This is a genomic window from Stenotrophomonas sp. 05N37 (genome assembly GCF_056397365.1).
The window spans coordinates 260,355-282,420 of the sequence record NZ_JBFTNG010000004.1; the positions used below are offsets into that span (position 1 = coordinate 260,355).

The following is a 22,066-nucleotide window of genomic DNA, read 5'->3' on the forward strand; positions in this document are numbered from 1 at the left end:
CAAGGCTGCCCCACCCCAATGCCGCCGTTTACAGCGACAGCGAGGTTTCCACGTCCAGCACCATGCGCCGGGCCAGCGCCAGGTTGGACTTCTGACGGTCCAGCACGACGTAGAAGAACAGGCCCTTCTTGGCCGCCACCGGACGCAGCACGTGATACGCGCGGCCCAGCGTGATCAGCACGTCTTCGATGCTGTCGTTGAGCTTGAGCGCCTCGGCGGTCTTCATCTTGGCGCGCAGCACCTCGGTGTTGCCGGCCGCGGCCAATTCCATGTCCACGCCCGAGCCCGCCTCGCCGAGCAGCATGCCGCTGTCGTAGTCGACCAGGGCCACCGCCTGCGCGCCGTTGATCTGCATCAGGGTGTCCAGGCATTTATTGATTGAAGTGTTCATTCGATTCTCTGAGTGGTTGTAAATGGGGAGGATTCGACGGTGTGACCCGTCAGGTATTGAACGTTGCTGCGGTGGCGATGCCACGCACGCACCGCCTGGCGTGCCAAAGCACGGTGCCCATGACGCACGCGTCGGCGCAGGCGACCATCAGCAGGCTGGGCGGTTCGCCGGGAACGGCCAGCATCAGCACGCTGCCGCGTTCGGCATCCAGGATCAGCGTTTCCAACGCACCGATCTCCAGCTCCCGCCCCAGCGCGGTAGCCAGTGCGAGCATTGAACTGGTCATCGCGGCCAGGCGGTCCGCGGTATCAGCCTGCCCGCCCCGCTGCGCCAGTGCGAAGCCATCCATGCTGGCCACCACCGCGCAGTGCACGCCGGTGACATCAGCTACCAGCGTGGTCAGATGGCTATCCAGTGCCGGATAGGCCGCGTGATGTGGGCGCGTGTCAGTCAAGGGCCTGCACCAACAACTCGCATTCGATCTGACTCATCAGCACATCCATCAGCGTGAGCACCTGCTGCGGTTTGCGTGGATCAACGGGAATCGCAGGCAGCAGCGGGGCCACCGATTGCAGCCAGTGCCCGCAGTCACCGAGCTGCGACACGGAGAAGCTGTCCTGCCTGGTCAAACCGATGACCACCGGCAGAGACGGGCTGTGGCCCGCAATGGCCTCGAGGTGGCTGATCGCCAGGGTGCGTGTGGCCTCGTTGGTTGCATCTGCCAGCACGATCGCACCGCTGGCACCCTCCAGCAGGATCGGCCACAGGAACGCGAACCGTCGTTGGCCGGCGGTGCCGTACAGACGCAGCCGATCGCCCCCCGGGAGGCGAACATCGCCGTAGTGCATGACCACTGTGGTCGACGCCTGCTCTGCGGCCGGGTCGCTGTTGCGCACGTCGGTGTTGACCACTTGCCCGCCCGCGAGGGCCTGGACCAGCGTGGACTTGCCGGCACCCATCGGCCCAAGCAAGACAATCTTGTATTCCTGCATGGCTTATTGGCTCCAGCGGGACCGTACATCGCGCCATAACGTGGCCAGCCGCCCCGCCTTGGGCGGAATCGTGGGCGCATCGGTCGCAAGAACAGGCAGGGCATAGCCGCTGAGATAGGCGGCGTTGAAAAACGCCTGCACCTGGCTCTGCGGAAGATTCAATGCATCGCACGCGTCCCGCACGGTCAGCCCCCGCTTGATCAGCAGCGCACAGATGCGGAAGTCATCGTGGCGATGGGCCAGCACGCGAAAGTCCGGCCAGCGGCGCAGCTGCAGACAGCTATCCGTGGACAATGGTGGCATCGGTGCGCTGCCGTCCAGCACGTTCAAACCGGTCTGCCACAACAACGGCCGCATCGGCGTGGTCCTGGTGTACTTGGACTGCATATCGAAGGCGTCCCGGGCAAGGGGCTCCAGACTCAGCCGCCCCGGCCGGGTGCCCAGCGCAAGCTCCAATTGCTTCAGGGCAATGCTTGCGGGTTCGGATACCATCACCAGCTCCTGCTGAATGTTCAACCAGCACAGTGCGTTCTCGTCGAGGACGACGGCGGCGCACTGCAGGTGAAGCTGGGGCACCTTTTCGGCCGCCAGGCGCTGACGCAGCCGGTGCACGAACCCCAGCGGAGCGAACACCGGTTCGGCGGCGCCCGGATCTGGCGTAAAAGGAATCTGGCGGAAGCGGGTCATGGATACTTGGCGGCGACAACGCGGCCTTGCTGCGCTGTCGCGTGGGTTGTCTGTGCTGTGGCCGACACGATGTCGTCGGCAACGAGAGGCAGGATGCGGGGTGCATCCTGCCGTTGGCACCCTGAGTGATCAGGGGGCGTCGCGGCAGCTCGGCGGCCGCAGGTCTGCGGGGAGCACCGTGCTGGTGCACGTCCACACGCCGTCCGCGTCACGCGTAAGCCTCAGCTTATCTACCGCCTGGATCTTCGATCCGGGCTTGAATTCGCACACAAGCTCGCCGACGCCAGCTTCGGTGAAGGTCGCCTTGATGGCAGTGCATGCGTCGCTGCTTGCCGGCAGACCTACCGTCGCAGCCGTCGTCACCCCCACCCCATCGAGCACGCTCGTCTCGACGCCAATCTTGCCTGGCGAGAGCTCGGCGAGTGCGGCACCGACCTTGGCCTTGCTTGCGTAATTCTGATACTGCGGCAGCGCAATGGCGGCGAGGATGGCAATGATCGCGATGACGATCATCAATTCGATCAAGGTGAAGCCACCCTGGCGCGAAGCCGTGCTGAAGCGCGTCTGGCTACGGAAGTTCATACATGTCCTTTGAGCAACGATAGTAGGTGGCGTGACCCGTTAAAGCACCACGGATCGGCCGGGGCACAGGAGACCATTCCCGGCCCCACCACTGCTATGCAAGTTGTTTCAAAGGGGCCGTATCGGCCGCGTTTTACTAGTTTTTGCATCTGCGGCATCGCGCCTGATCAGCCTATCTGCACGACGTCGGCAGAAGGTCCTGATTGGCGATGGTGCTGGAGCAGGTCCACTTCATTCCAGCGTAATCCAGGGTAAGCGTGCCACGCACCCGGGACGTCTCCCTCAGCGCGCACGTCACCTTTCCATGGACATACCCATAAAACGGCGCGCTCGCCTCGAACAGAATCGTCTCGCAGCGGCTGCTCGACATGGGCAAGCCGATGGCGGTCGGCGTATTTGCGGGCAGGCGCACCCTTCCATGCTCAGCCAGATGCATTTCCAGGCCGAGCTTACCCGGCGCAATCTCGGCCAGTGCAGCGGTAAGCTGCGCCCGGGAAGCATAATCCTGGTATTGCGGCAGCGCGATCGCCGCCAGGATGGCGATGATGGCCGCCACGATCATCAGTTCGATCAGGGTGAATCCGCGCTGGGACGCGGCCTGGGTGCAGTGCGGGATGCTACGGGTACGCATGGGAAGCCTTTCAGCAACAGGAAGTTGGAGAGGCGTCCAGCACACCATCCCTGCGCGGGATGCGCCATGCAACATCTACGAAACGGCGGCGATGCCTGTGCTTTGCGAAGAGTTGTATCTACGACGTAATACAGACTGCCGACGATCGACTGCCCATGCTCGCAGGGCTGCGTGTATCCGCCGCCGTCGACACTCAGCCTGTGGCCCAGATGCCGCGTGCTGGCCGGCATCGCTGAGCCCCGGAGGCCGCAGATGGGGTGCCGCCATGGCCGGGCGTGGTCGCCGGCTGTGTGGGCGCGGTCATGGATTCAGAACCGCCGGCCCCGGAGCAGCGCACGGCGGATAATGCGGGCAATCTCCTGAAACTACCGCTGTACCGGCCCTGCACGCGATATCAAGAGGCCGCCATAACGCCTCGCACAGGGGCAGCGCTGATCGCCCAGGAAAGGCCGGGACGAAGCGGCCTCGCCGTCATCGCCCGGGTACGCTGTCAGGCGCCGTTCAACGCTGGGCCAGCGCGAAATCCAGTCCGGCACACACCGCCGCCACCTGCGCGTCGTTGCATTCCTGCGGCGTGGTACGCGGGCTGTCCGGGTAGACCTCGGTGGTGGTCGCAAAGCGTGCATCGGTGAAGCCGGCGCAGGCACCGATCGAACGCGACTCGCCCCAGACCACGCCCTTGGACTGGAGCGGCATGCCGATCAGTTCGCCGTTGGCATCGGCCGGGGCGATATGGGTGACCTTCTCCACCGCTGCGATCAGCGCCCGCTGGAAGGCCGGCTGCGGGTCTTCGCTGTTGCCGATCACGTAGAAACCATCGGGAATGATGTCTGGCACGAGAACCTTGCCGTCGCGTGCGCAGCGCGCGGGGTCGAACTCGTGCAGATCGCTGTCGGTGGTTTCGTGCAGGTCCAGGTGCACCAGCAGGGTGTCGCCGCGCGTGACCACCCACTGCATCAACGCACGCGCCTCTTCGATCAGGCCGCCCTCGCGGAAGCTGCGGTTGGGATCGATCGCGTCGGGATTCCAACGCTGGATGCGCTCATAGCCCCACGGGCTGACGCACGGCGCAACGATGAGGTTGATGCGGCCGGCGTAGGCTTCGGCGTTTTCGTCGAGGAACTGCAGCGCGCCATGCACGCCGCTGGTTTCATAGCCGTGCACGCCCCCGGTGACCAGCGCAGTCGGCAGCGTGGCATCCCAGTCCTGGTTGACCACGGCAAACAGCGGGTAGTGATCGGGCGCGTAGTCGAGCTGGCCGTACTGGACCACCTCGAAGCGTTCGCCGAGGCGTTCGAGCGCGGCCACCACGTCATCGTGGTAGCTGCGCTGGCGCTGCTGTGCCGCCCGCCATTGCGCGCGCTCGGCGTCACCCCAGGGCTGGCCGGGGGTGCCGATCGGGTAGAAATGCGCGGTGGTCATCAAGCGGCTCCAAAGATCGAATACGGTGCAGCCGGCTATTCTATCCCTGTGCGCCCAGCTCCGCTTACCCGACCGGCCGCGGGCCAGGCTGCCCGGCGCCGCCAAGCTGGACGCTGCAGCCAACCCGGGCGAACCCGTGGCGCCGGCTCACCAGGCGGCGCGCAGCCCCAACGAGGCCGTCGCTTCCCGGTACCCCCCATCGCCGCGCTGCCAGCCCGCGTCGCCCCATGCGCTCCACCGCGACCCCAGGCGCACCTGCGCACCGGCCGACGCCTCAACCCGGTCGCGCGGCACGCCACCGGCCACCCGCTCGCCATCGAAGCGCAGGCGGTTGTCGCCGCTTTCGCGGATCCAGTCGACCGCCACGTATGGCTGCACGCGGTGGTGGCCGGCGGTGTTGGCATGACCGAACACCCGCACGCCCACCCGGCTGCTCAGGCCATCGGCCTCCGCGCCATCGATCACAGTGCCGTTGGTTTCGGTATGCGGGTCGGCATCGAAGGCGGTATGGCGCAGTTGCACCTGCGGCTGCACGTACAGCGCGCGCGCGCCGCTGTCGACCAGTGCGAAGGCGTAACCGACCTCGGCCGACGCCGCGGTGCCGCGGCTGTCGTAGCGTTCTTTGCGCAATGCCTCACCCTGCACGCTGTTGTCGAAGCGTGCGTGCTGCAGCGCGGCGCCTGCGTACAGGCCACGGTCACTGCCCGCCGCCTGCCGCCACTGCCCGTATACGCCCACGACCTGGCCGCTGACCTTACCGTGGGCGCGGTAGCCGGTCAGGCGCGAGGCACTGGTGTTGGTGGCGCGCCCGCTGCCCACCATCACCCCCAGTTGGCCGCGACCGACCTGCCCCCAGTCCAGTACATCCGTGCCCACCTGGAGCGCCGCGCTGTCCCCGCGCACGTGCAATTGATCGGCAACGGCACCGTAGCGGGCGCGACTACCGCTGACCATCGCCCATGCGCCGCGCTCGCTGCCGCCGCGCGCCGCCTCACGATCCTGCGCCGTCGAAGCGAACATCTGCACTGCCGCGCGCTGGTTGGCCAGGTAGGCGCCGGGCTCCGGGCGAAGCACGGGCTGCGGTGCGGGACCGGTTTCCGGCTCCGGACGCAGCTCCGGTTCCAGCGTCTCGTCGATGCATTGCGGCAGGCCGGGGTCAGCCAGGCAAGGGTCCGGCGACGGCGCGGTGCAGCCATCCGCCGTGGGATCGGTCGCGCACGGATCGGTCTCCGGCTGCAGTTCCGAGCGCAGGTACCAGTGGCCGTCAGCCGGATCGCTGTGGCTGCCCTTGAACAGGAATTACTCGTACTGCCCACCGACGGCACGGCCGGCGAGGGTCAGCGCGGCGGCGGACTGCCCATCCACCCGGATCAGCTGGATGCCATCCACGGTCTGGCCGCCGCGGCCCCCTGCATTGTTGACCACGACCGCGCCACGCCCGGCGGTATCGCCCTTCACCCACAGATGGTCGGTCGGCGAGCCGTCATCACCCAGGGCGCTGTCGAACGCCAGGGTGCTGTCGTCGATCCGCAGATCACCGCGTACGATCAGGCGGTCGCCGACGCTGCCGGCACCCAGCGCAAGCACGCTGCCGTTGCGCAGGCTGAGCTGGTCCAGTTGCGACGGGCCCCACGCATTCCAGCGGCTGCTGTCCAGCTGCACGGCCAGCGACGCGCCTTCGTCAGCCTGCACGCTGCCCTGCAGGCGCGAGCCGGTGGCGTGGATGTCGATGGCGCCGCCATTGCGCGCGTGCGCCAGGCCCATGCCGCCCGCCACCTGGACGTCGCTGTTGTCCAGTTGCACGTCCAGGCGCGCACCGTTGTCGGCCACCAGCGCCTGCGCGCCGCGGCCGATCAACGACGAATCGGTGGCAGTGACGCGGCTGATGCTATCGGCTTCGCCGGCAAACACCACCGCATCGCCCCCATCAAGCACGCTGCCGGCGCCAAGGTCCAGCGTGTTGTCCTGGCCGCGCAGGAACTGCACCGCGTGACTCTGCGCCGACCTCACGCCGGCGTGCTGCAGGCGCAGCCGCGCGCCGATGCCGACCGGCGTGCCGTTGTCCTGGTAGCCGGCCAGGATGCCGACGCTGCCAGCGCCGAAGGTGGTCACCGTGCTGTCGACCAGGGTAACGTCGGCGCGGTAAACCACGCCCGGTCTGCCGCTGGTGCTCCAGCGCATCGAACGCGCGTGGATACCGTGCGCGCCATCGCCGGTGGTCGTCACGCTGGACCCCTCGCGCATGGCGAGGATGCCGCCCATCATGCTGACACCCGCAGCGCCCTGCCCGGCCGTCGTGAACTGCGTGCCGGTCACGTCCACCGCATTGACCCCGGCCACCCCCATCGCGTGGGACTGCACGCCGGTCGTACTCACGGTGCTGCCCTGAACCGTGATCTGGCCGACCTTGTCCAACGCACCCGTGCTGCTGTCGAACGTTGTCGAACTGAACAACAGTCCGACCGCCTTGTCGCCACTGGTACGGAAATCCGAATCCACGATCACCGCGTCATGGACCACGCCATTGTTGTAGTACTCGGCGCCGTAGTACGACAACGCGCTCATTTCATCGCCGCGGGTGACCACCTCGGTGCGCTCCATCCGCAGGTTGCCACGATCAATGCGGACGGCTTCGCGGCCAGCGCCGCTGCCACTGGCGTGATTGATCACCCGGGAGTCGTAGATTTCCGCGTGGCCGTAGGTAACCGGCTGGATGAATTCCAGCTCGGCGTCACGAATGATCACGGTCTCGGCAGCGACGGCCGCCATCGGCGCCAGGGATACCGCGAGGACGGCAGCGACGGCCAGGCACAACGTGTTGCCACGCAGGGAGGGAGCACTCATGGGAGGCATCCAGAAGAAGGGGGGCAGCGCCGCGCCACGCAGACATCGCGGGGTGCGATGCCCTGCGAAAGCGGCAACCGGGTATCACGGGCGGGCGAAGGGCGAGGAAACCGCACGCAACCGCATGTCGCGCCCGACCTCCTTTGTGGCGCATTGTCCGGATGTGCGTGCCGGGCCCAATACAACTAATACGAAATGCGCGGCGCGGCGTCGCCCGGTTCATTTGGCGTAAATGCCCACGAAAAAGGGGCCGGTTTCCCGGCCCCTTCATCTTCTTCATCAGCGGAGGGTGATGTCCAAGCCGACCCACGGCCGGCCGTCCCCCATCAAGCCGCCTGCACTTCCTCATAGCCATTGAAGCGCATGTCGCTGGTCGCCCTTCCCTGGGTGAGCGAGCGCAGCGCGGTGGTGTAACCGGCGAGCCGCGCCAGCGGCGCATAGCCCACCACCTCCACCTGCGCGCCATGGTCCTCGATCGAGGCCACCCGCCCGCTGCGCCGGTTGAGGTCGCCCACGACGTCGCCGACATTGCCCGACGGCGCGTGGATGGCCACTTCCATCACCGGTTCCAGCAGGCGGGTGCCTGCCGTGGCCAGTGCCGCCTTGAGCGCCTCGCTGCCGGCCCGGTGGAAGGCCATCTCCGAGGAGTCCTTGGCGTGGGTCTGGCCGTCGGTCAGCACCACCTCGATCCCGACCACCGGATGTCCACGCGGCCCTTCTTCCAGCGCCGCGCGCACGCCCTTCTCCACCGCCGCCACGAACGACTTCGGGATGACCCCACCGACCGTGCGGTCGATGAAGCGCACCGCGTCGTCGCCGGTGGGCGTCACATCCACCAGCACCCGGGCGTACTGGCCCTGGCCACCGGTCTGCTTGACGACCTTGCCTTCCACGCCCTGCACCGCCCGCGCCGGGGCTTCCTGGTAGGCCACGCGGGGCGCGCCCACCTTGACCGGCACGTTCCACTCGCTGCGCAGGCGCTCGACCATCACCTCCAGGTGCAGCTCGCCCATGCCCCAGATCAGGGTTTCCCCGGTCACCGCATCGGTAGCGACGCGGAACGAGGGGTCTTCCTGCGCCAGGCTCGACAGGCCCTGGCTCATCCGGATCAGGTCGGACGCCTTCTCCGCGCCCAGCCGCCACGCCAGCACCGCGTGCTGGGCATGGATGGTATCCAGCAGCAGCGGCGCAGATGGCGCGCTGAGCGTTTCACCGCTCACCGCATCCTTCCAGCCGATCACCGCCACGATGTCACCGGCAACCGCCTCGGTGATGTCGCGGGTCTGGTCGGCCTGCACCCGCACCAACCGACTGATGCGGCGGCCCTGTGCGTGCTGCGAGCTGGCCACCTGGTCGCCCACCTTCAAGGTGCCCGAGTACACCCGCACGAAACTCAATGCGGCATGGGCCTGGTGGGTGATCTTGAACAGCAGCGCGGCCAGCGGCCCGTTCGGGTCCGGCGGCAACCGCACCTCGCTCCCGCCACGCGTCGCCACCACCGCAGGACGGTCAAGCGGCGACGGCAGGAAGTCGACGATCGCATCCAGCAGCGTGTCGATGCCCTTGCTCTTGAACGCAGCGCCGGCCAGCACCGGCACGCCGGCGCCCGCCAGCGTGGCCCGGCGCAGCGCGGCGCGCAGCGCGGCATCGTCCACCACCGCGCCCGCCAGCCAGGCATCGGCCAGGGTGTCGTCGTGATCGGCGACCGCCTCGATCAGGCGCAGGCGATGCGGCTGCCACTGCGCCTGCTGTTCGGCGGTCCAGTCGCTGCGGGTCGGGTTGCCGGCGTCGTCCCATTCCACCACCTGCCGGGCGATGAAATCGACCCAGCCGTGGAAGTGGTTTTCATCGCCAAGCGGCCAGCCCACGGCCCACGGACGCGCCTGCAGCTTGTCCTGCAACTGGGCCAGCACGCGTTCGAACGAGGCGCCGATGCGGTCCATCTTGTTGACGTAGGCGATCAGCGGCACGCCATGCCGGCGGGCCTGGTGCCAGACGGTCTCGGACTGCGGCTGTACGCCATCGACGGCGGAGAACACCGCGACCGCGCCGTCGAGCACGCGCAGCGAGCGCTCCACTTCGATCGCGAAATCGATGTGCCCGGGGGTATCGATCAGGGTCAGCCGATGGTCCTCGCCGCCGCGCGGCGCCCAATGCGCCTGCACGGCCGCCGCGCCGATGGTGATGCCGCGCTCGCGTTCGATCGCCGAGAAGTCGGTGGTGGCCGCGCCATCATGGACTTCGCCGACGCGGCGGATCTCGCCGGTTTTCCACAGCAGGCGTTCGGTGAGGGTGGTCTTGCCGGCGTCGATGTGGGCGATGATGCCCAGGTTGCGCCAGTGGGAAAGGGTGTGGGTCGTGGTGTTCATGGTGATTGCTCTCATCGCCAACATCGAGGAGCCGCACGCCGCCGTTGGCTAACGGGCGTGCGGCCAGGTTTGGGGCTCGGCGATCTGGTGCATGGCACGTTCTCCTTTGCATGGGTCATGAAGCGCTGAAACGAAAAGAGCGCCCGGTTGGGCGCTCTGTCTGGGGTCTTTCAGGGTGACCGGAAACCGGTCAACCGCCTGATGAGCCGCAGGGCAGACGCGCCCGTACCGCGCTTGCGCGGGTCTGGGTAAAAAACGTCAGGAGCGGCATCGAGGTCATGGCGGCGGAATCGGGTGGATGCGCGCATTCTAGACCTCGTCGCGGCATGCGCAAGCCTTTATTGCACTCATGCATGGAACGCTGAGGCGACCGGTGGCGGATAGGCTCCAGCCATGGTGCGGATTGCCGCCGATACGTGCCCCGTATATGCGAATGGGTCGCAATTGCATAATGTGGCGAAATCCCTAGAATGCTCCGGGCAAACGTCGCCCCAGGCGACGCGAACGACGCGGGTCGCGGCTCCGGGCCGCCTTGCGCAAGCCAGTTCCCGCACCCCTTCCGTGCCTTCGAGTCATCCGTCATGCCCTTCCCCACCGAATCCTCCCGCCGGTTGCGCCCCAACCTGCTTGCCTTGGCCTGTGTGCTGGCCGCTGCCGGCGTGTTTCCCGCGCACGCGCAGACCGCGACCGATCTCGACGCGGTCAAGGTCAATGCCTACCGCGCCGCCAACAGCACCAGCGGTGCCACCAAGACCAGCACCAGCATTGCCGAAACGCCGCAGTCGGTGTCGGTGATCGAGCGCGCCGAACTGGATGCGCGCGGTGTGCAGTCGCTCAACGATGCGATGCGCTACGTGGCCGGGGTGAGCCTGGAAAGCAGCGGCATCGACAACCGCGTCGATGACTTCCGCATCCGCGGCTTCGATGCCGGCAGCTGGTCCAACAACGTCACCCTGGACGGCATGCGTGCGCCGCAGGGCAGCCAGTGGAACCGCAGCATGTTCGACAGTTGGAACCTGGAGCGCGTGGAGGTCCTCAAGGGGCCCTCGGCGGTGATGTACGGGCAGATCGCCCCCGGCGGCATGGTCAACCAGGTCAGCAAGACCCCCACGCCGGACCAGGCGCAGCAACTGCGCCTGGGCGTGGATGCCAATGGCCAGTACAGCGCCGCCTTCGACGTGGGCACCGGCACCGCCGACAACGACCATCTGTTCCGCCTGGTCGGCCTGTACCGCGATGGCGACACCCAGATCAAGCACACCCGGCAGACGCATGGGTTCCTGGCACCCAGCTACACCTGGCAGATCGCCGCGCGCACCCGCCTGACCCTGCTGGGCCTGTACCAGAAGGACGACGGCGGCTCGACGTACCAGTTCCTGCCGGCCGCCGGCACGCTCAACCCGACCCGCTACGGCTACATGAAGAACAGCACCTTCATCGGCGAGCCGGGCTGGAACACCTTCGACCGCACGCTGTGGACGGCCGGCTGGATGTTCGAGCACGCGTTCAACGACCACCTCACCCTGACCCAGAGCGCGCGCCGCACGCATGTGGATTCGCTGTACCGGGGCGTGGTCACCTTTGGCGCGCTCAACGCCGATGGCCGCACCCAGAACCGTCGCGGCGTGATGGGCACCGGCGACTCGGACGGCGACACGTTCGATACTCGTCTGCAGGCCCACTTCGCCACCGGTGCGGCAGACCACACCGTGCTGCTGGGCTGGGACTGGCAGCGTGCCGACTGGGAAGGCGTGCGCAGCGCGATGAGCAGCCCGCGCCCGATCGACATCTTCAACCCGGTGTACTCGACTTACGCGCCCACGCTGAGCACCGAAACGCCCACCGCCGGGGTCAACCGCCAGAGCGGCGTGTACCTGCAGGACCAGATCGCACTGGCAAACTGGCGCCTCACCCTGGGCGGGCGGTATGACTGGACCAAGGACGACAGCAGCAGCGCCAACCGCAATATCGCCACCGGCGTTTCCACGCCTGGCGGGCACAGCGTGATCAAGAGCGAGGCATTCACCGGTCGCGCCGGCCTGCTGTATGTGTTCGACGACGGCCTTACCCCGTACGTCAGCTATGCCGAGTCGTTCCAGCCCTCGACCAAGTCGCCGCTGGACAGCTTCACCCAGACCGCGTTCGAGCCGGTCACCGGATCGCAATGGGAGGCGGGCCTGAAATATCAGCCGGCCGCCGTCGATGGCCTGGTTACGCTGGCCGTGTACGACCTGCGCCAGCAGAACATGATCGTCGACGATCCGGTGGCCAGCCACCGCAACTGCGGCGCCACCGGCACCGCCACCTGTTCGATCCAGGGCGATGAAGGGCGCGTGCGCGGCATCGAACTGGAGGGCCGGATCACCCCGATCGAAGGCTTCAGCCTGATCGGCGCGGCATCGCGGATGGACTCGGAGATGACCCGCTCGGCACCCTACAAGGGCAAGGCGCTGGCGATGGTGCCCGATTACACGGCCTCGTTCTGGGCCGACTACACCTTCCAGGGCGGCGCACTGCGCGGCTTGAGCCTGGCCGCCGGCGCCCGCTACAACGGGGTCAGCTATGGCGACAGCGCCAACCTGTACCGGATCCCGTCCTACACCCTGTTCGACGCCGCCATCCGCTACGACCTCGGCCGCATCGGCGGCACCGACGTGCAGCTGGCGCTCAACGGCAGCAACCTGGCCGACAAGCGTTTTGTCTCGACCTGCACCGGCGTGTCGTCGTGCTACTACGGCAGCGGTCGCACGGTCATGGCGACGGCGAGGTTCGGCTGGTAACTCCGCCTCGGCGGGTCACCGGCAGCGCCGGGCGCTGGCTCACCTGTCTTCGTGTTTGGAGCCGGCCGACGGTTGGCGTTTTCGTGGCCTTGATCGGGAAGCGCGTGCAGCCGACCAACGGTCGGCGCTACGGACTTCGCTTCGGCACGTTACCTGTGCAGCCGACCAACGGTCGGCTCTACTGACTTCGCTTCGGCACGTTACCTGCGCAGCCGACCAACGGTCGGCTCTACCGACTTCGCTTCGGCACGTTACCTGTGCAGCCGACCAACGGTCGGCTCTACGGACTCCGCTTCGGCACGTTACCCGTGCAGCCGACCAACGGTCGGCTCTACGTTGGGTCGGCCACTACTACCAGGGGCACGCCGCGCTGCGGGTGGCGCAGCACGATCACCGGCTGCTGGTAGACACGGCCCAGGGTGGCTTCGGTCAGCACCTCGGCCGGCGTGCCGTCGGCCGCGATCCGGCCCTGCTCCAGCAGCACGATGCGGTCGGCGTGGCCGGCGGCCAGGTTGAGGTCGTGCAGCACCACGATCACGCAGGCACCCGCATCGGCCAGGCCGCGCACGGTGCGCAGCGTGCGCTCCTGGTGGCGCAGGTCCAGTGCGGCGGTCGGCTCATCCAGCAGCAACAGCGGGGTCTGCTGCGCCAGCACGCGCGCGAAGGTGGTGCGTGCCGATTCCCCGCCCGACAACTGCTGCACCTCGCGTTGGCGCAGTGCCTGCAGTTCCGCCGCGTCGATCGCCTGCTCCACCTGTGCGTCATCGCGTGCCGGATCCGGCGGATGCGGCAGCCGCCCCATGGCCACCACTTCTTCCACGCTGAAGGCGAAGCGCACGCCATGTTCCTGCGGCATCACCGCGCGCTCGCGCGCCAGCGGTCCGGCCCTGTAGCCGGCCAATGGCTGGCCCTGCAGCAGCACCTCACCGGCATCGGCGGGCAGATCGCCGGACGCCACCGCCAGCAGGGTCGACTTGCCCGCCCCGTTCGGGCCGACCAGCGCGGTGACGGTGCCCGGCACGACGTCCAGGTCGATGCCGTGCAGGATCTCGCGCTGCTGGCGACGCACGGTCACCCCGCGCAGGCGCAACAAGGGACTCATGGGGTCTCCTTGCGGCGTTGCTGCAGCACCAGCCACAGGAAGAACGGCGCGCCCAGGGCCGCCGAGAACAGCCCCAGCGGAATCTCCGCCGGTGGATCGAGCGTGCGCGCGGCGGTATCGGCCGCCACGATCAACACCGCACCGAGCACGCCGGACACCGGCAGCATCCAGCGATGTCCCGGGCCCACCAGCATGCGCGCCACGTGCGGCACCACCAGGCCCACGAACGCCACCGACCCGGCGAAGGCCACCGCGGCGCCGACCAGCAACGCACTGAACGCCACCAGGCGCCGCCGGGTGCGCGCCACGTCCAGCCCCAGGTGCTGGGCCTGGCGCTCCCCGAGCGCCAGCATGTCCAGTGGCGTGGCCAGGCGCTGCAATGCCAGCACGCCGATGGCGAACAACGGCGCCACCGCGGCGACGTCGCCCCAGCTGGCACGGGCCAGCGAGCCCATCTGCCAGAACACCAGCGACTGCAGTTCGCTCTCGCTGGCGATGTAGGTGAGGAAGCCGATCAGCGCCGAACAGAACGCGGCCATCGCGATCCCCACCAGCAGCAGCGTGGCGTTGCCGCTGCCCTTGCCCGGGCGCGCCAGCACGTAGGTCAGGCTGATCGCCAGCGCCCCGCCGACGAACGCGGCCACCGGCACGATCCAGCCGGCGGCGCCGGCCGCACCGAGCACGATCGCGGCCACCGCCCCCAACGCCGCGCCCTGGCTGACGCCCACGATGCCGGGGTCGGCCAGCGGATTGCCGAACAGGCCCTGCAGGCTGGCGCCGGCCATCGCCAGTGCCGCCCCCACCATGGCGCCCAGCAGCGCGCGCGGAATGCGCAATTGCCATACCACTGCCAGGTCGCGAGGGCTGACCGACTGCGGGTCGACCAGCCCCAGCTTCACCGCGATCGCCTGCAGTACCTCCAGCGGCGGCAACCGCAACGGCCCCACCGCGAACGAGGCGAGCACCGCCAGCAGCAGGGCCGCTGCCGCCAGCATCAGCATGCCCCGCCCCCTGCGCCGCCGCCGATCCGCCGGACTCATGCCGGCGGCAGCGCCGCCAACGCCCTGGCCAGCGCCAGTGCGCCCACGCCGGAGCCGACGCTGGCGTACTTGAGCTGCACATCGGGCATTACCCAGACCCGGTTGGCCTGGCCGGCCGGGGTCTGCTTCAGCGTCGGATACGCCTTCCACAGGCCATCGGCGCCGCCGAACAACTGCAGGTCATGCTCGGTGACCAGGATCACCTGCGGTGCGGCAGCGACCACGCCCTCGTTGCTCAACGCGGAGTAGTTGGCCACGCCGGCTTCGGTGCCGATGTTGAGGCCCCCGGCCAGGGTGATCAGCTGGGCCGATGCACTGTCCGCGCCGGCCACCGTCGGCGCGCCGCCGGCCCCGGTGGCCGAGACATGGATCACCCGTGGGGCGTGCCCACTGGCCTTGCCGATCGCAGCGGCCTGGTCCAGCTGCTGCTGCACCTGGCCGGCCAACTGCTCGCCGGCGGCGGCAAGCCCGAGTGCGGCGGCGATCTTGCGCACCTTGTCCGGCGCCGGCTGCAGGTCGTCGACCACCACCGCCGGCTCACCGACCGCGCGCAGCTTCTGCGCCAGCTCGGTATGCCGGCGCAGGCTGTTGCCGAGGAACAGCGAGCCCTGCAGGCTCAGCACGCCTTCCACGCCCGTGGTGCGGTTGAACAGGAACTGGTGCGGCGCGGCGCGGCCGGACGCGGTGGTGGTGTTCTTCGGCGCGGCGAACACCTGCGCGCCCAGGCCGAGCGCATCGATCACCGCGATCACATCATCACCGCCAACGATGATCCGACCGGTGTCGTCCACCTCCACCTCGGCGCCGTCGTCGGAGCGCACCTTGGCCGGCAGGATGGCCGCCTGGCCGGTCAGGCTCGGCAGCGCACCACCGTCAAGCCGCGTCCAGCCGGCCGGCAGTGCGGGCGCGGCGTCGGCGCCCTTGCTGGTGGTCACCGCGGCCGTGCCGGCATCGGCCGCCGGCGGCGGCGCCGTGCCTCCGCAGGCAGCCAGCAACAGGGCGGTGGCCAGCGGCAGCAGCCGCGCGCAATGGGTCATGTTCATCTCGTTGCTCCTTCGGCAGGACGGCACGCTGCCGCCCTGCCCTGTGGCTTATGGCTGGCGCAGCGCGATACGGGTGATGCGGTCGCCCTTGGCATCGTCGGTGCCACGCGATTTGTTCACCGCGAACACGTTGCCCTTGCCGTCCGCACGCACATGGTTGGGGAAGGTGCCGCCGTCGAGGTTGCCGACCACCTTGCCGCTGCGGTCGACCACGGTCACCGTGCCGGCACCGCGGCTGGTCACGTAGGCCAGTCCGGTCTTCGCGTCGAAGGCCACGTTGAGCGCGCCCGCACCCACCGCCACGTCGTGCAGCACCTTGCCGCTGGCGACATCGACGATGAGCAGGTTGTCGGTACCCTGCGAGGCCACGTACAGGTGGTTCTGCTGCGGGTCGTAGGCCACGCCGGACGCACTGATCGAATTACCCAGGTCGATCACCTTGTCGATCTTGCCGCTGGCCACGTCGATCACCGCTGCTTCCGGGGTGCCGATGCTGACCGTGAACAGCTTGCCGCTGGCCTCGTCGAGCACCAGGCTCATCGGAGTGAACTTTCCATCGTCCACGCCCGAGGCCAGCGTGATCGGCGCCAGCGCCTTGAACGTCTTCGCATCGAACACCGACAGGTGGTCTTCGCCCGTGGCCGAGGCAAATACCTTGCCGCGCTTGGCATCGACCACCACGTCGCGGGCGTGCGGCACGGTCCCTACCGGGAACTGATGGACCAGCGACAGGTCCGACTGGCGATACACCGCCACGCTGTCCTGGCGGGTGTTGGTCACCCACACGTTGCCGTTGGCATCGTCCACGCCCACGCCGTACACCGCGAATACGCTGCCCCCCTTGGCATCGGGCACCTGCGCCGGCGTGATCGCCTTGACCACCTTCAGGCTGCCGGGGTCCACCTTGAGCAGCTGCGACTGGGTCACCGGCGGACGGCCGACCGCGGAGGTCACGAACACCGCGTTGCTGGCCGCGCTGTAGGCCGACTGGTACAGGCCCTGCACCAGCTTGTTGGACTGGCTGGCAAACCGCTCCTGCCCCGACAACGGCAGCTGCGGCGACACCCGCAGCTTGAGCACGGTGGCGGCGGCCGGCTGACTGGCACGCACGACCACCGGGTGGGTGCCCGGCACCGCGTCGGCGGGGATCTGCAGCTGGGTCTTGAAGTTGCCCTCGGCATCCACGCTGAGCGGCTGCGCGTTGAGCACGGTCTCACCGCGCACCAGGCTGACCTGCTGGCCCGGCACGAAGCCGCGACCGATCACCTCGGCATGGCTGCCGGGCACGACATTCTCGCCGCGCGAGACGACGGTGCCCTTGAACACGCTGGCGGGCTGGTCGAACACCGGCTGTGCGTGGCTGGCCACGGCCAGCAGCAGGCCGGCGGCCAGGGTGGAGAGACGGAGTGAGGATTGGAACGACATGACAGGCTCCTTGCACGGGGTACCGCGCATCGCGCGGCGGTTCATCGATTGCCTGGGCCGGTGCGAGGGTGCACAGGGAGCCTGGGTAGCGGGTGCGCGGCACGGCGCGCGGTGGTTCAATGCGGCAATCAGGGCTGCGCCGGCGCAGCTTTGCTGCGGTCGTCCACGCCATACAGCGCGGCCAGCGTGGCCTGCAGCGAGGCCTGCAACATCGGGCCATGGCCGAGGCCGTCGAATTCGCGGTACTGCACCTCGAGCCCCGGCACCTTGGCCAGGCGCTGCGAGAGCTGCATGGCGGCATCCGGCGTGGCGCCGCCGATGCGGCGCAGGTGCGCGACCACGCGCGGATTGGTCAGGTCGCGCGTGCCGCGATCGCCGGTGCGCTCGGCGCCGCCGAGCATCACCCACACATGGGCCTTCTGGCCATGCTGGTTGGCCAGGAACTGCTGCTCCATGTCGCCGAGCGGGGCACCCTGGCTCCACCACAACGACGGGCTTGCCGCGACGTAGTACTGGAACGCGGCCGGCCGGGTATACAGACTGCTGAGCACGAACAGCCCACCCAGCGAATGCCCCCACAACGCCTGCCGCCCGCGATCGATGTTGGCGCGCTTCTCCACTTCCGGCTTGATCCGGCGCTCGATCAGGTCCTGGAAGGCGAACGCACCGCCCCCGACCACGGCCGGCGTGCCGTTTTCGTCATCGGCCCGATCGATCCACGCGGTGTAGTCGGTGGTGCGCGCGGGCGAGTCGATCCGCAGGTCGTTGTCGTAACCGATGAATACCAGTACCGGCGCCGCCCTGGCCGCCAGCTGGGTGAGCAGCGGCTGGTCCATCACCAGTGCGGCCGCATTGCCATCGAGCATGTACAGCACCGGCGCGGGCGCCTTGCCAGCGCGCGCGGGAATGCCGATGTTGACCTGCCAGCGGCGTTGTCCGTCCGGGCTGTCCAGGGTGAAGCGCTCGAAGCGGTAGCTCTCGGCCTTCTGCTCGAAGATCGTATTGCTGACCCGTTGCTGCGGGTTGCGTTGCTGCGCAGACGCCGACGGCACGGCACAGGCCAGGCCGAACAGCAGGCCGGCGAGCGGCAACAGGGCGGGCAAGCGGCGACCGCAGGCGGCGAAGGACAACGTCATGGGCACTCAGGGGCGGCGGCGGCAGGCCGCGCACCCGCTTCACATGGGGACGACGCAGTCTACCCCAAATGCGAATGCTTATCACATCGATCGGTGTGTCGACGTGTATCGCCCACGCCGTTTTTCACTCCGCGTTGCAGGCGCTCCGGCCTTCGCCCACCGTGGCAACCGCCTTGCCACCCGGCGCGCTCGGCAGCCAGCCACGCAGTGACATCGCCGCCGGCACCGATGCCGGCCGCTCGCCGTCGGCGATGACCAGCTCGCGCCAGGTCCCTACCGGCTCCAGCTCGGCCAACCGTGCCTGGCGGTCGTCGGCGGTGCTGAAGGTCGCGTCCGGATCGTCGGCAGCGGCGGTGGCACCGTGCGACGTCTTGACCGCGCGCACCTGCAGGCCCTGCCCGGCGACGTGCCGGGTACTCACGGTGAACTGTTCGCGTCCGTAGGCCCAGGGGTTGCTGCCGGTGGACGCCACTGCCGCGCCCGAGGACGGCACCTGCAACGTTTCGCCGCCGATGCCCTGCACCATCGCAACGCCGGTCAACGTGCCCATGTACTGCATCATGCGCAGCGCCTGCAGGTCTTTCCCGGCCAGGCGCTTGCCGCTGCCGGTTTCGCCGACGGGATTGATCCACCCCTGCTGCGAGCAGAGGATCAGCAGCACCGGCTGGCCCTCGCCCTCACCGACGCGCAGCAGCGTATCGCCGTTGGCGAACTGCTGCAGCTGGCCACGGAACACAGGCTTTCCATCGCTCCCGCCCTGCGTGAACGTCACGTTCGGGCTGCGCTCCAGCAATGGCTCGATGGCGCCGGGCGCTGCGCTGGCACCGGCACTGAACAACGCAATGGCCAACAGCGTGCAACGCGGGAACACAACAGACATACAGACAATCCTTTGCAATGGCATCGACGTGCGGCCGACGCGGAACGGGCGAGCATCATACGCCGGTACCGCACATGCGAAGGCCCGACCGAATGGCCGGGCCTTGGCACGATATTCAGCTGGCAGACGACTTATTCTTCCTCGTCCTGCCCGCCCTGCTGTGCAGTGCGCTCGCGCTTCTGGTCCTGGTCCTGTTGCTGCTGCTGGCCCTGGCGCTGCGGGTCGCGCTGCTGCTGTTGCTGGCCCTGCTGGCCCTGCTGGCCCGGATTCTTCTGATCCTGCTGATTCTGTTGGTTCTGCTGCGGGTTCTGGTTGGTACCCATCTGTGCATCTCCGGAATGCGGCAACGAAATGATGCCGGTGGATGCACCCTAGACGCGATGAGGTTACCGTCGCGTGCGCTGCCTGCCATCATGCGTAGACGCCATCGACATCTCGGTAAACAATTCAGAACGCGGCCGCGAACGTCCACTCCGGTGTCACATGCGCACGGTGGCTACCGCGCGCGAGCCGCCGCCTGACATGCGCATGCACAGGTAGAGCCGAGCCATGCTCGGCTGCTCTAGCGTGACACGCACCAGGCAGAGCCGAGCCATGCTCGGCTGCGCTAGCGTGACACGTACCGGGGTAGAGCCGAGCCATGCTCGGCTGCGTCGCGCACGCCGTGCGTCAGGCGCGCGCCACCATCGCGATGATGGTGTCCGCCAACTCCTGTTGCGCCTGCTGCGGCGTGATATCCCCGTTCACCGCCGCATACGAAAGGCCTTCGGCGGCGCCGAGCATGCCCCACAATCCCGCGGTCGGAAGCACGCCGGCGCGCGCGAACGGGGCCAGCAGGGTGCGGCACTGCTCGATGAAGATCGCCTCGTACTCGCGCTTGATCCGCGCCAGTTCCGGCGAGCCGGCCAACGCTGCGATCACCCCGGGGATCTCACGCCCCTGGGTCTGCACGCAGGCCACGTAGGCCTGCGCGATCACCCCGGCCTTGTCCTGCAGCGTCGGGCCACTGGCGGCCAGCGCGGCGTCCATCACCACGCCCTGGCGCTGGTCGAAGTCCCGGTACAGCGCCGCCAACAACCCGGCCCGGGTCCCGAAATGGTCATACACCACCGGCTTGGTGACGCCGGCCTGCTCGGCCAGCCGACCCAGGCTCAGGGCCTCGGTGCCCTCCTCGCGGACCAGTTGCCAGGCCTGGGCAAGCAGTTGCTGCAGCCGGTCGGCGCGGCTGAGGCGTCGGCGTGGCGAGGGCACAGCGGCACTGGGCGAGCTTGACATGGCTATATACCAATCGTAACTTACGGGTCGTAACTTACCAAAAGTATACCGCCACCCGCCCCCAACGTCACCGGACAGCCCATGCATACCCTGATCGTCATTGCCCACCCCGACCCGACCTCCCTCACCCATGCCGTCGCCGCGGAAGTCAGTCGCGGCATCGCCGCCGCCGACCCGGCCGCCAGCGTGGAACTGGCCGACCTCAGCGCGGAAGGCTTCGACCCGCGGTTCACCCGCGCCGACCTGGACGGCCACCACCGCCGGCATCCCTTCCCCGCCGATGTCCTCGCCGAGCAGGCGCGCCTGGATCGCGCCGACGCGGTGGTGCTGGTCTTTCCGGTGTACTGGTGGGCGATGCCGGCGCAGCTCAAGGGCTGGATCGACCGGGTGTTCTCCAACGGATGGGCGTATGACGATGCCGGCGACGGCGCTGTCCGCAAGAAGCTCGGGCGACTCAGGGTGCACCTGCTCGGCTTGGGCGGCGCCGATGAACGCACCTGGAGCAAGCGTGGCTACGATGTGGCGATGAAAACCCAGATCGAGACCGGCATCTTCGACTACTGCGGCGCCCCGGTGGTCAGCGCGACCGTGCTGCTGGCGGTGGACGCAGGCGACGCGACGCCGCATCTGCAGGCCGGCTACGCACTGGGTCGGTCCATCGGGCAAGACGCGCGTTCCTGCTTGCTCCAGGAAGGTGCTGCTCCCATCTGAGGGAGCGCCTGGTTGCAAGTGCCGTTGCGGAGTGAGCGCGAGCTACCCATGTTGACGGCAAATGCCGCCGACACGTGGAGGTGGCGGGTGTCTGCGTTCGGGGTCACCGCGAGCGCGTGGGCTTCGTAGCAGCCGGTAGGCCCTCGGTGCACAATTTCCCCGGCCGCAGCCGGCCCCCTCCTTTTTTCTGCCCAGAGTCCTGCCGGCTGCTGCGATGGCGCTCGCTTGCGGTAGAGGCTGAGAGCCGAGCACTCTTCCAGGCGGTGGGTGGGAGAAGTGCCAAAAAAACGCCCCGCGATGCGGGGCGCTTTGGTCCAGCGTGGTGCAATCGGTCAGACCGCCGGTGCGGCGGGGCCGAAGCGGTTGTCGCCCGGGGTGCCCGGCAGCAAGTAGAACACCAGCAACACGATGCCCGCGAACGGGATCATCCCCAGCAGCATGAACCAGCCGGACTTGTCGGTGTCGTGCAGGCGGCGCACGGACACCGCGATAAACGGTACCAGCGTGGCCAGGATGAAGAGGATGACGATCGCGCCGAACAGCATCGTCAGCACGTCGCTCCCCATGGCCGCACCAATCCCCATGCCGATGTAGCCGACCACGGTGACCAGCATGACGAACAGGTAGAACATCCAGAATTCCTTGCGGCTGGCACGGCCGTCGAACTGGGCGTAACGGGTAAGCGGGATCAACATCGAATTCATGGGATTCACTTCATCCTGAAAGTGTAAAGACCTGCCTCTCCATGGCCGCGAC

19 protein-coding genes and 1 pseudogene are annotated in these 22,066 nt (G+C 68.2%); 2 read left to right on the forward strand and 18 right to left on the reverse strand.

Features of this window, described 5'->3' with window-relative positions:
* Window positions 1–28: 28 nt before the first annotated feature.
* From AC1DGC_RS14000 to fusA, 9 genes and pseudogenes are all read right to left on the reverse strand, one after another.
* Window positions 29–391 (reverse strand): hypothetical protein, encoded by a 363-nt coding sequence (locus AC1DGC_RS14000; RefSeq protein ID WP_394161934.1) that lies wholly within the window; start codon window positions 389–391, stop codon window positions 29–31.
* 49 nt (window positions 392–440) lie between these two features.
* Window positions 441–845: a roadblock/LC7 domain-containing protein gene (locus tag AC1DGC_RS14005; RefSeq protein WP_478048155.1), complete on the reverse strand. Its 405-nt coding sequence runs from the start codon at window positions 843–845 to the stop codon at window positions 441–443.
* The gene (locus tag AC1DGC_RS14010) at window positions 838–1,383 is read right to left on the reverse strand and encodes a GTP-binding protein (RefSeq protein WP_478048156.1); all 546 of its coding nucleotides are present in this window, start codon (window positions 1,381–1,383) and stop codon (window positions 838–840) included. Before AC1DGC_RS14010 ends, AC1DGC_RS14005 begins: the two co-directional genes overlap by 8 nt.
* A gap of 3 nt (window positions 1,384–1,386) precedes the next feature.
* On the reverse strand, window positions 1,387–2,070 hold the full coding sequence (locus AC1DGC_RS14015) for a hypothetical protein (RefSeq protein ID WP_478048157.1): 684 nt from the start codon (window positions 2,068–2,070) through the stop codon (window positions 1,387–1,389).
* A 129-nt stretch (window positions 2,071–2,199) separates the two neighbouring features.
* Entirely contained in the window at window positions 2,200–2,652 is a 453-nt protein-coding gene (locus AC1DGC_RS14020; protein ID WP_478048158.1) for a pilin, read from the reverse strand.
* 172 nt (window positions 2,653–2,824) lie between these two features.
* Entirely contained in the window at window positions 2,825–3,283 is a 459-nt protein-coding gene (locus tag AC1DGC_RS14025; RefSeq protein ID WP_478048159.1) for a pilin, read from the reverse strand.
* A 501-nt stretch (window positions 3,284–3,784) separates the two neighbouring features.
* Window positions 3,785–4,705, reverse strand: coding sequence for a M14 family metallopeptidase (locus tag AC1DGC_RS14030; RefSeq protein ID WP_478048160.1), 921 nt, complete (start codon window positions 4,703–4,705; stop codon window positions 3,785–3,787).
* A gap of 147 nt (window positions 4,706–4,852) precedes the next feature.
* Window positions 4,853–7,558: pseudogene (locus AC1DGC_RS14035) on the reverse strand (autotransporter family protein).
* Between the two features lie 317 nt (window positions 7,559–7,875).
* Window positions 7,876–9,918: an elongation factor G gene (gene fusA, locus AC1DGC_RS14040; protein WP_478048161.1), complete on the reverse strand. Its 2,043-nt coding sequence runs from the start codon at window positions 9,916–9,918 to the stop codon at window positions 7,876–7,878.
* A gap of 581 nt (window positions 9,919–10,499) precedes the next feature.
* On the opposite strand from fusA, the gene AC1DGC_RS14045 reads away from it, so the two are divergent.
* The gene (locus AC1DGC_RS14045) at window positions 10,500–12,698 is read left to right on the forward strand and encodes a TonB-dependent siderophore receptor (RefSeq protein WP_478048162.1); all 2,199 of its coding nucleotides are present in this window, start codon (window positions 10,500–10,502) and stop codon (window positions 12,696–12,698) included.
* Window positions 12,699–13,029: 331 nt separating this feature from the next.
* Here AC1DGC_RS14045 and AC1DGC_RS14050 read toward each other — a convergent pair whose 3' ends face one another.
* From AC1DGC_RS14050 to AC1DGC_RS14085, 8 genes are all read right to left on the reverse strand, one after another.
* The gene (locus tag AC1DGC_RS14050) at window positions 13,030–13,800 is read right to left on the reverse strand and encodes a heme ABC transporter ATP-binding protein (RefSeq protein ID WP_259202615.1); all 771 of its coding nucleotides are present in this window, start codon (window positions 13,798–13,800) and stop codon (window positions 13,030–13,032) included.
* Complete coding sequence (locus tag AC1DGC_RS14055; RefSeq protein ID WP_478048163.1) at window positions 13,797–14,840, reverse strand: FecCD family ABC transporter permease; 1,044 nt, start codon at window positions 14,838–14,840, stop codon at window positions 13,797–13,799. Before AC1DGC_RS14055 ends, AC1DGC_RS14050 begins: the two co-directional genes overlap by 4 nt.
* On the reverse strand, window positions 14,837–15,883 hold the full coding sequence (locus tag AC1DGC_RS14060) for a heme/hemin ABC transporter substrate-binding protein (RefSeq protein WP_478048164.1): 1,047 nt from the start codon (window positions 15,881–15,883) through the stop codon (window positions 14,837–14,839). The genes AC1DGC_RS14055 and AC1DGC_RS14060 overlap by 4 nt, the downstream gene beginning before the upstream one ends.
* Before the next feature lie 48 nt (window positions 15,884–15,931).
* Window positions 15,932–17,308 (reverse strand): YncE family protein, encoded by a 1,377-nt coding sequence (locus tag AC1DGC_RS14065; protein WP_394161912.1) that lies wholly within the window; start codon window positions 17,306–17,308, stop codon window positions 15,932–15,934.
* A gap of 128 nt (window positions 17,309–17,436) precedes the next feature.
* Entirely contained in the window at window positions 17,437–18,444 is a 1,008-nt protein-coding gene (locus AC1DGC_RS14070) for an alpha/beta hydrolase (RefSeq protein ID WP_394161910.1), read from the reverse strand.
* 124 nt (window positions 18,445–18,568) lie between these two features.
* Window positions 18,569–19,324, reverse strand: coding sequence for a hypothetical protein (locus tag AC1DGC_RS14075; protein ID WP_478048165.1), 756 nt, complete (start codon window positions 19,322–19,324; stop codon window positions 18,569–18,571).
* Between the two features lie 131 nt (window positions 19,325–19,455).
* Window positions 19,456–19,647 carry a hypothetical protein gene (locus AC1DGC_RS14080; protein ID WP_259202609.1) on the reverse strand — a complete coding sequence of 64 codons (192 nt, stop codon included), beginning with the start codon at window positions 19,645–19,647 and terminating at the stop codon, window positions 19,456–19,458.
* Window positions 19,648–19,993: 346 nt separating this feature from the next.
* Window positions 19,994–20,599, reverse strand: coding sequence for a TetR/AcrR family transcriptional regulator (locus tag AC1DGC_RS14085; RefSeq protein ID WP_478048166.1), 606 nt, complete (start codon window positions 20,597–20,599; stop codon window positions 19,994–19,996).
* 81 nt (window positions 20,600–20,680) lie between these two features.
* Here AC1DGC_RS14085 and AC1DGC_RS14090 point away from each other — a divergent pair, with 81 nt between their 5' ends.
* A complete protein-coding gene (locus AC1DGC_RS14090; protein ID WP_478048167.1) occupies window positions 20,681–21,310 on the forward strand; it encodes an NAD(P)H-dependent oxidoreductase in 630 nt (209 codons plus the stop codon).
* A gap of 332 nt (window positions 21,311–21,642) precedes the next feature.
* Here AC1DGC_RS14090 and AC1DGC_RS14095 read toward each other — a convergent pair whose 3' ends face one another.
* Window positions 21,643–22,014: a DUF805 domain-containing protein gene (locus AC1DGC_RS14095; RefSeq protein WP_478048168.1), complete on the reverse strand. Its 372-nt coding sequence runs from the start codon at window positions 22,012–22,014 to the stop codon at window positions 21,643–21,645.
* Window positions 22,015–22,066: the final 52 nt, after the last annotated feature.

Excerpts from the sequence above, each read along its gene's own strand:
- AC1DGC_RS14000 (WP_394161934.1), bottom strand. The coding sequence starts at position 391 with ATGAACACTTCAATCAATAAATGCCTGGACACCCTGATGCAGATCAAC.
- AC1DGC_RS14010 (WP_478048156.1), bottom strand. The coding sequence starts at position 1,383 with ATGCAGGAATACAAGATTGTCTTGCTTGGGCCGATGGGTGCCGGCAAG.
- AC1DGC_RS14015 (WP_478048157.1), bottom strand. The coding sequence starts at position 2,070 with ATGACCCGCTTCCGCCAGATTCCTTTTACGCCAGATCCGGGCGCCGCC.
- AC1DGC_RS14020 (WP_478048158.1), bottom strand. The coding sequence starts at position 2,652 with ATGAACTTCCGTAGCCAGACGCGCTTCAGCACGGCTTCGCGCCAGGGT.
- AC1DGC_RS14025 (WP_478048159.1), bottom strand. The coding sequence starts at position 3,283 with ATGCGTACCCGTAGCATCCCGCACTGCACCCAGGCCGCGTCCCAGCGC.
- AC1DGC_RS14030 (WP_478048160.1), bottom strand. The coding sequence starts at position 4,705 with ATGACCACCGCGCATTTCTACCCGATCGGCACCCCCGGCCAGCCCTGG.
- fusA (WP_478048161.1), bottom strand. The coding sequence starts at position 9,918 with ATGAACACCACGACCCACACCCTTTCCCACTGGCGCAACCTGGGCATC.
- AC1DGC_RS14045 (WP_478048162.1), top strand. The coding sequence starts at position 10,500 with ATGCCCTTCCCCACCGAATCCTCCCGCCGGTTGCGCCCCAACCTGCTT.
- AC1DGC_RS14050 (WP_259202615.1), bottom strand. The coding sequence starts at position 13,800 with ATGAGTCCCTTGTTGCGCCTGCGCGGGGTGACCGTGCGTCGCCAGCAG.
- AC1DGC_RS14055 (WP_478048163.1), bottom strand. The coding sequence starts at position 14,840 with ATGAGTCCGGCGGATCGGCGGCGGCGCAGGGGGCGGGGCATGCTGATG.
- AC1DGC_RS14060 (WP_478048164.1), bottom strand. The coding sequence starts at position 15,883 with ATGAACATGACCCATTGCGCGCGGCTGCTGCCGCTGGCCACCGCCCTG.
- AC1DGC_RS14065 (WP_394161912.1), bottom strand. The coding sequence starts at position 17,308 with ATGTCGTTCCAATCCTCACTCCGTCTCTCCACCCTGGCCGCCGGCCTG.
- AC1DGC_RS14070 (WP_394161910.1), bottom strand. The coding sequence starts at position 18,444 with ATGACGTTGTCCTTCGCCGCCTGCGGTCGCCGCTTGCCCGCCCTGTTG.
- AC1DGC_RS14075 (WP_478048165.1), bottom strand. The coding sequence starts at position 19,324 with ATGTCTGTTGTGTTCCCGCGTTGCACGCTGTTGGCCATTGCGTTGTTC.
- AC1DGC_RS14080 (WP_259202609.1), bottom strand. The coding sequence starts at position 19,647 with ATGGGTACCAACCAGAACCCGCAGCAGAACCAACAGAATCAGCAGGAT.
- AC1DGC_RS14085 (WP_478048166.1), bottom strand. The coding sequence starts at position 20,599 with ATGTCAAGCTCGCCCAGTGCCGCTGTGCCCTCGCCACGCCGACGCCTC.
- AC1DGC_RS14090 (WP_478048167.1), top strand. The coding sequence starts at position 20,681 with ATGCATACCCTGATCGTCATTGCCCACCCCGACCCGACCTCCCTCACC.
- AC1DGC_RS14095 (WP_478048168.1), bottom strand. The coding sequence starts at position 22,014 with ATGAATTCGATGTTGATCCCGCTTACCCGTTACGCCCAGTTCGACGGC.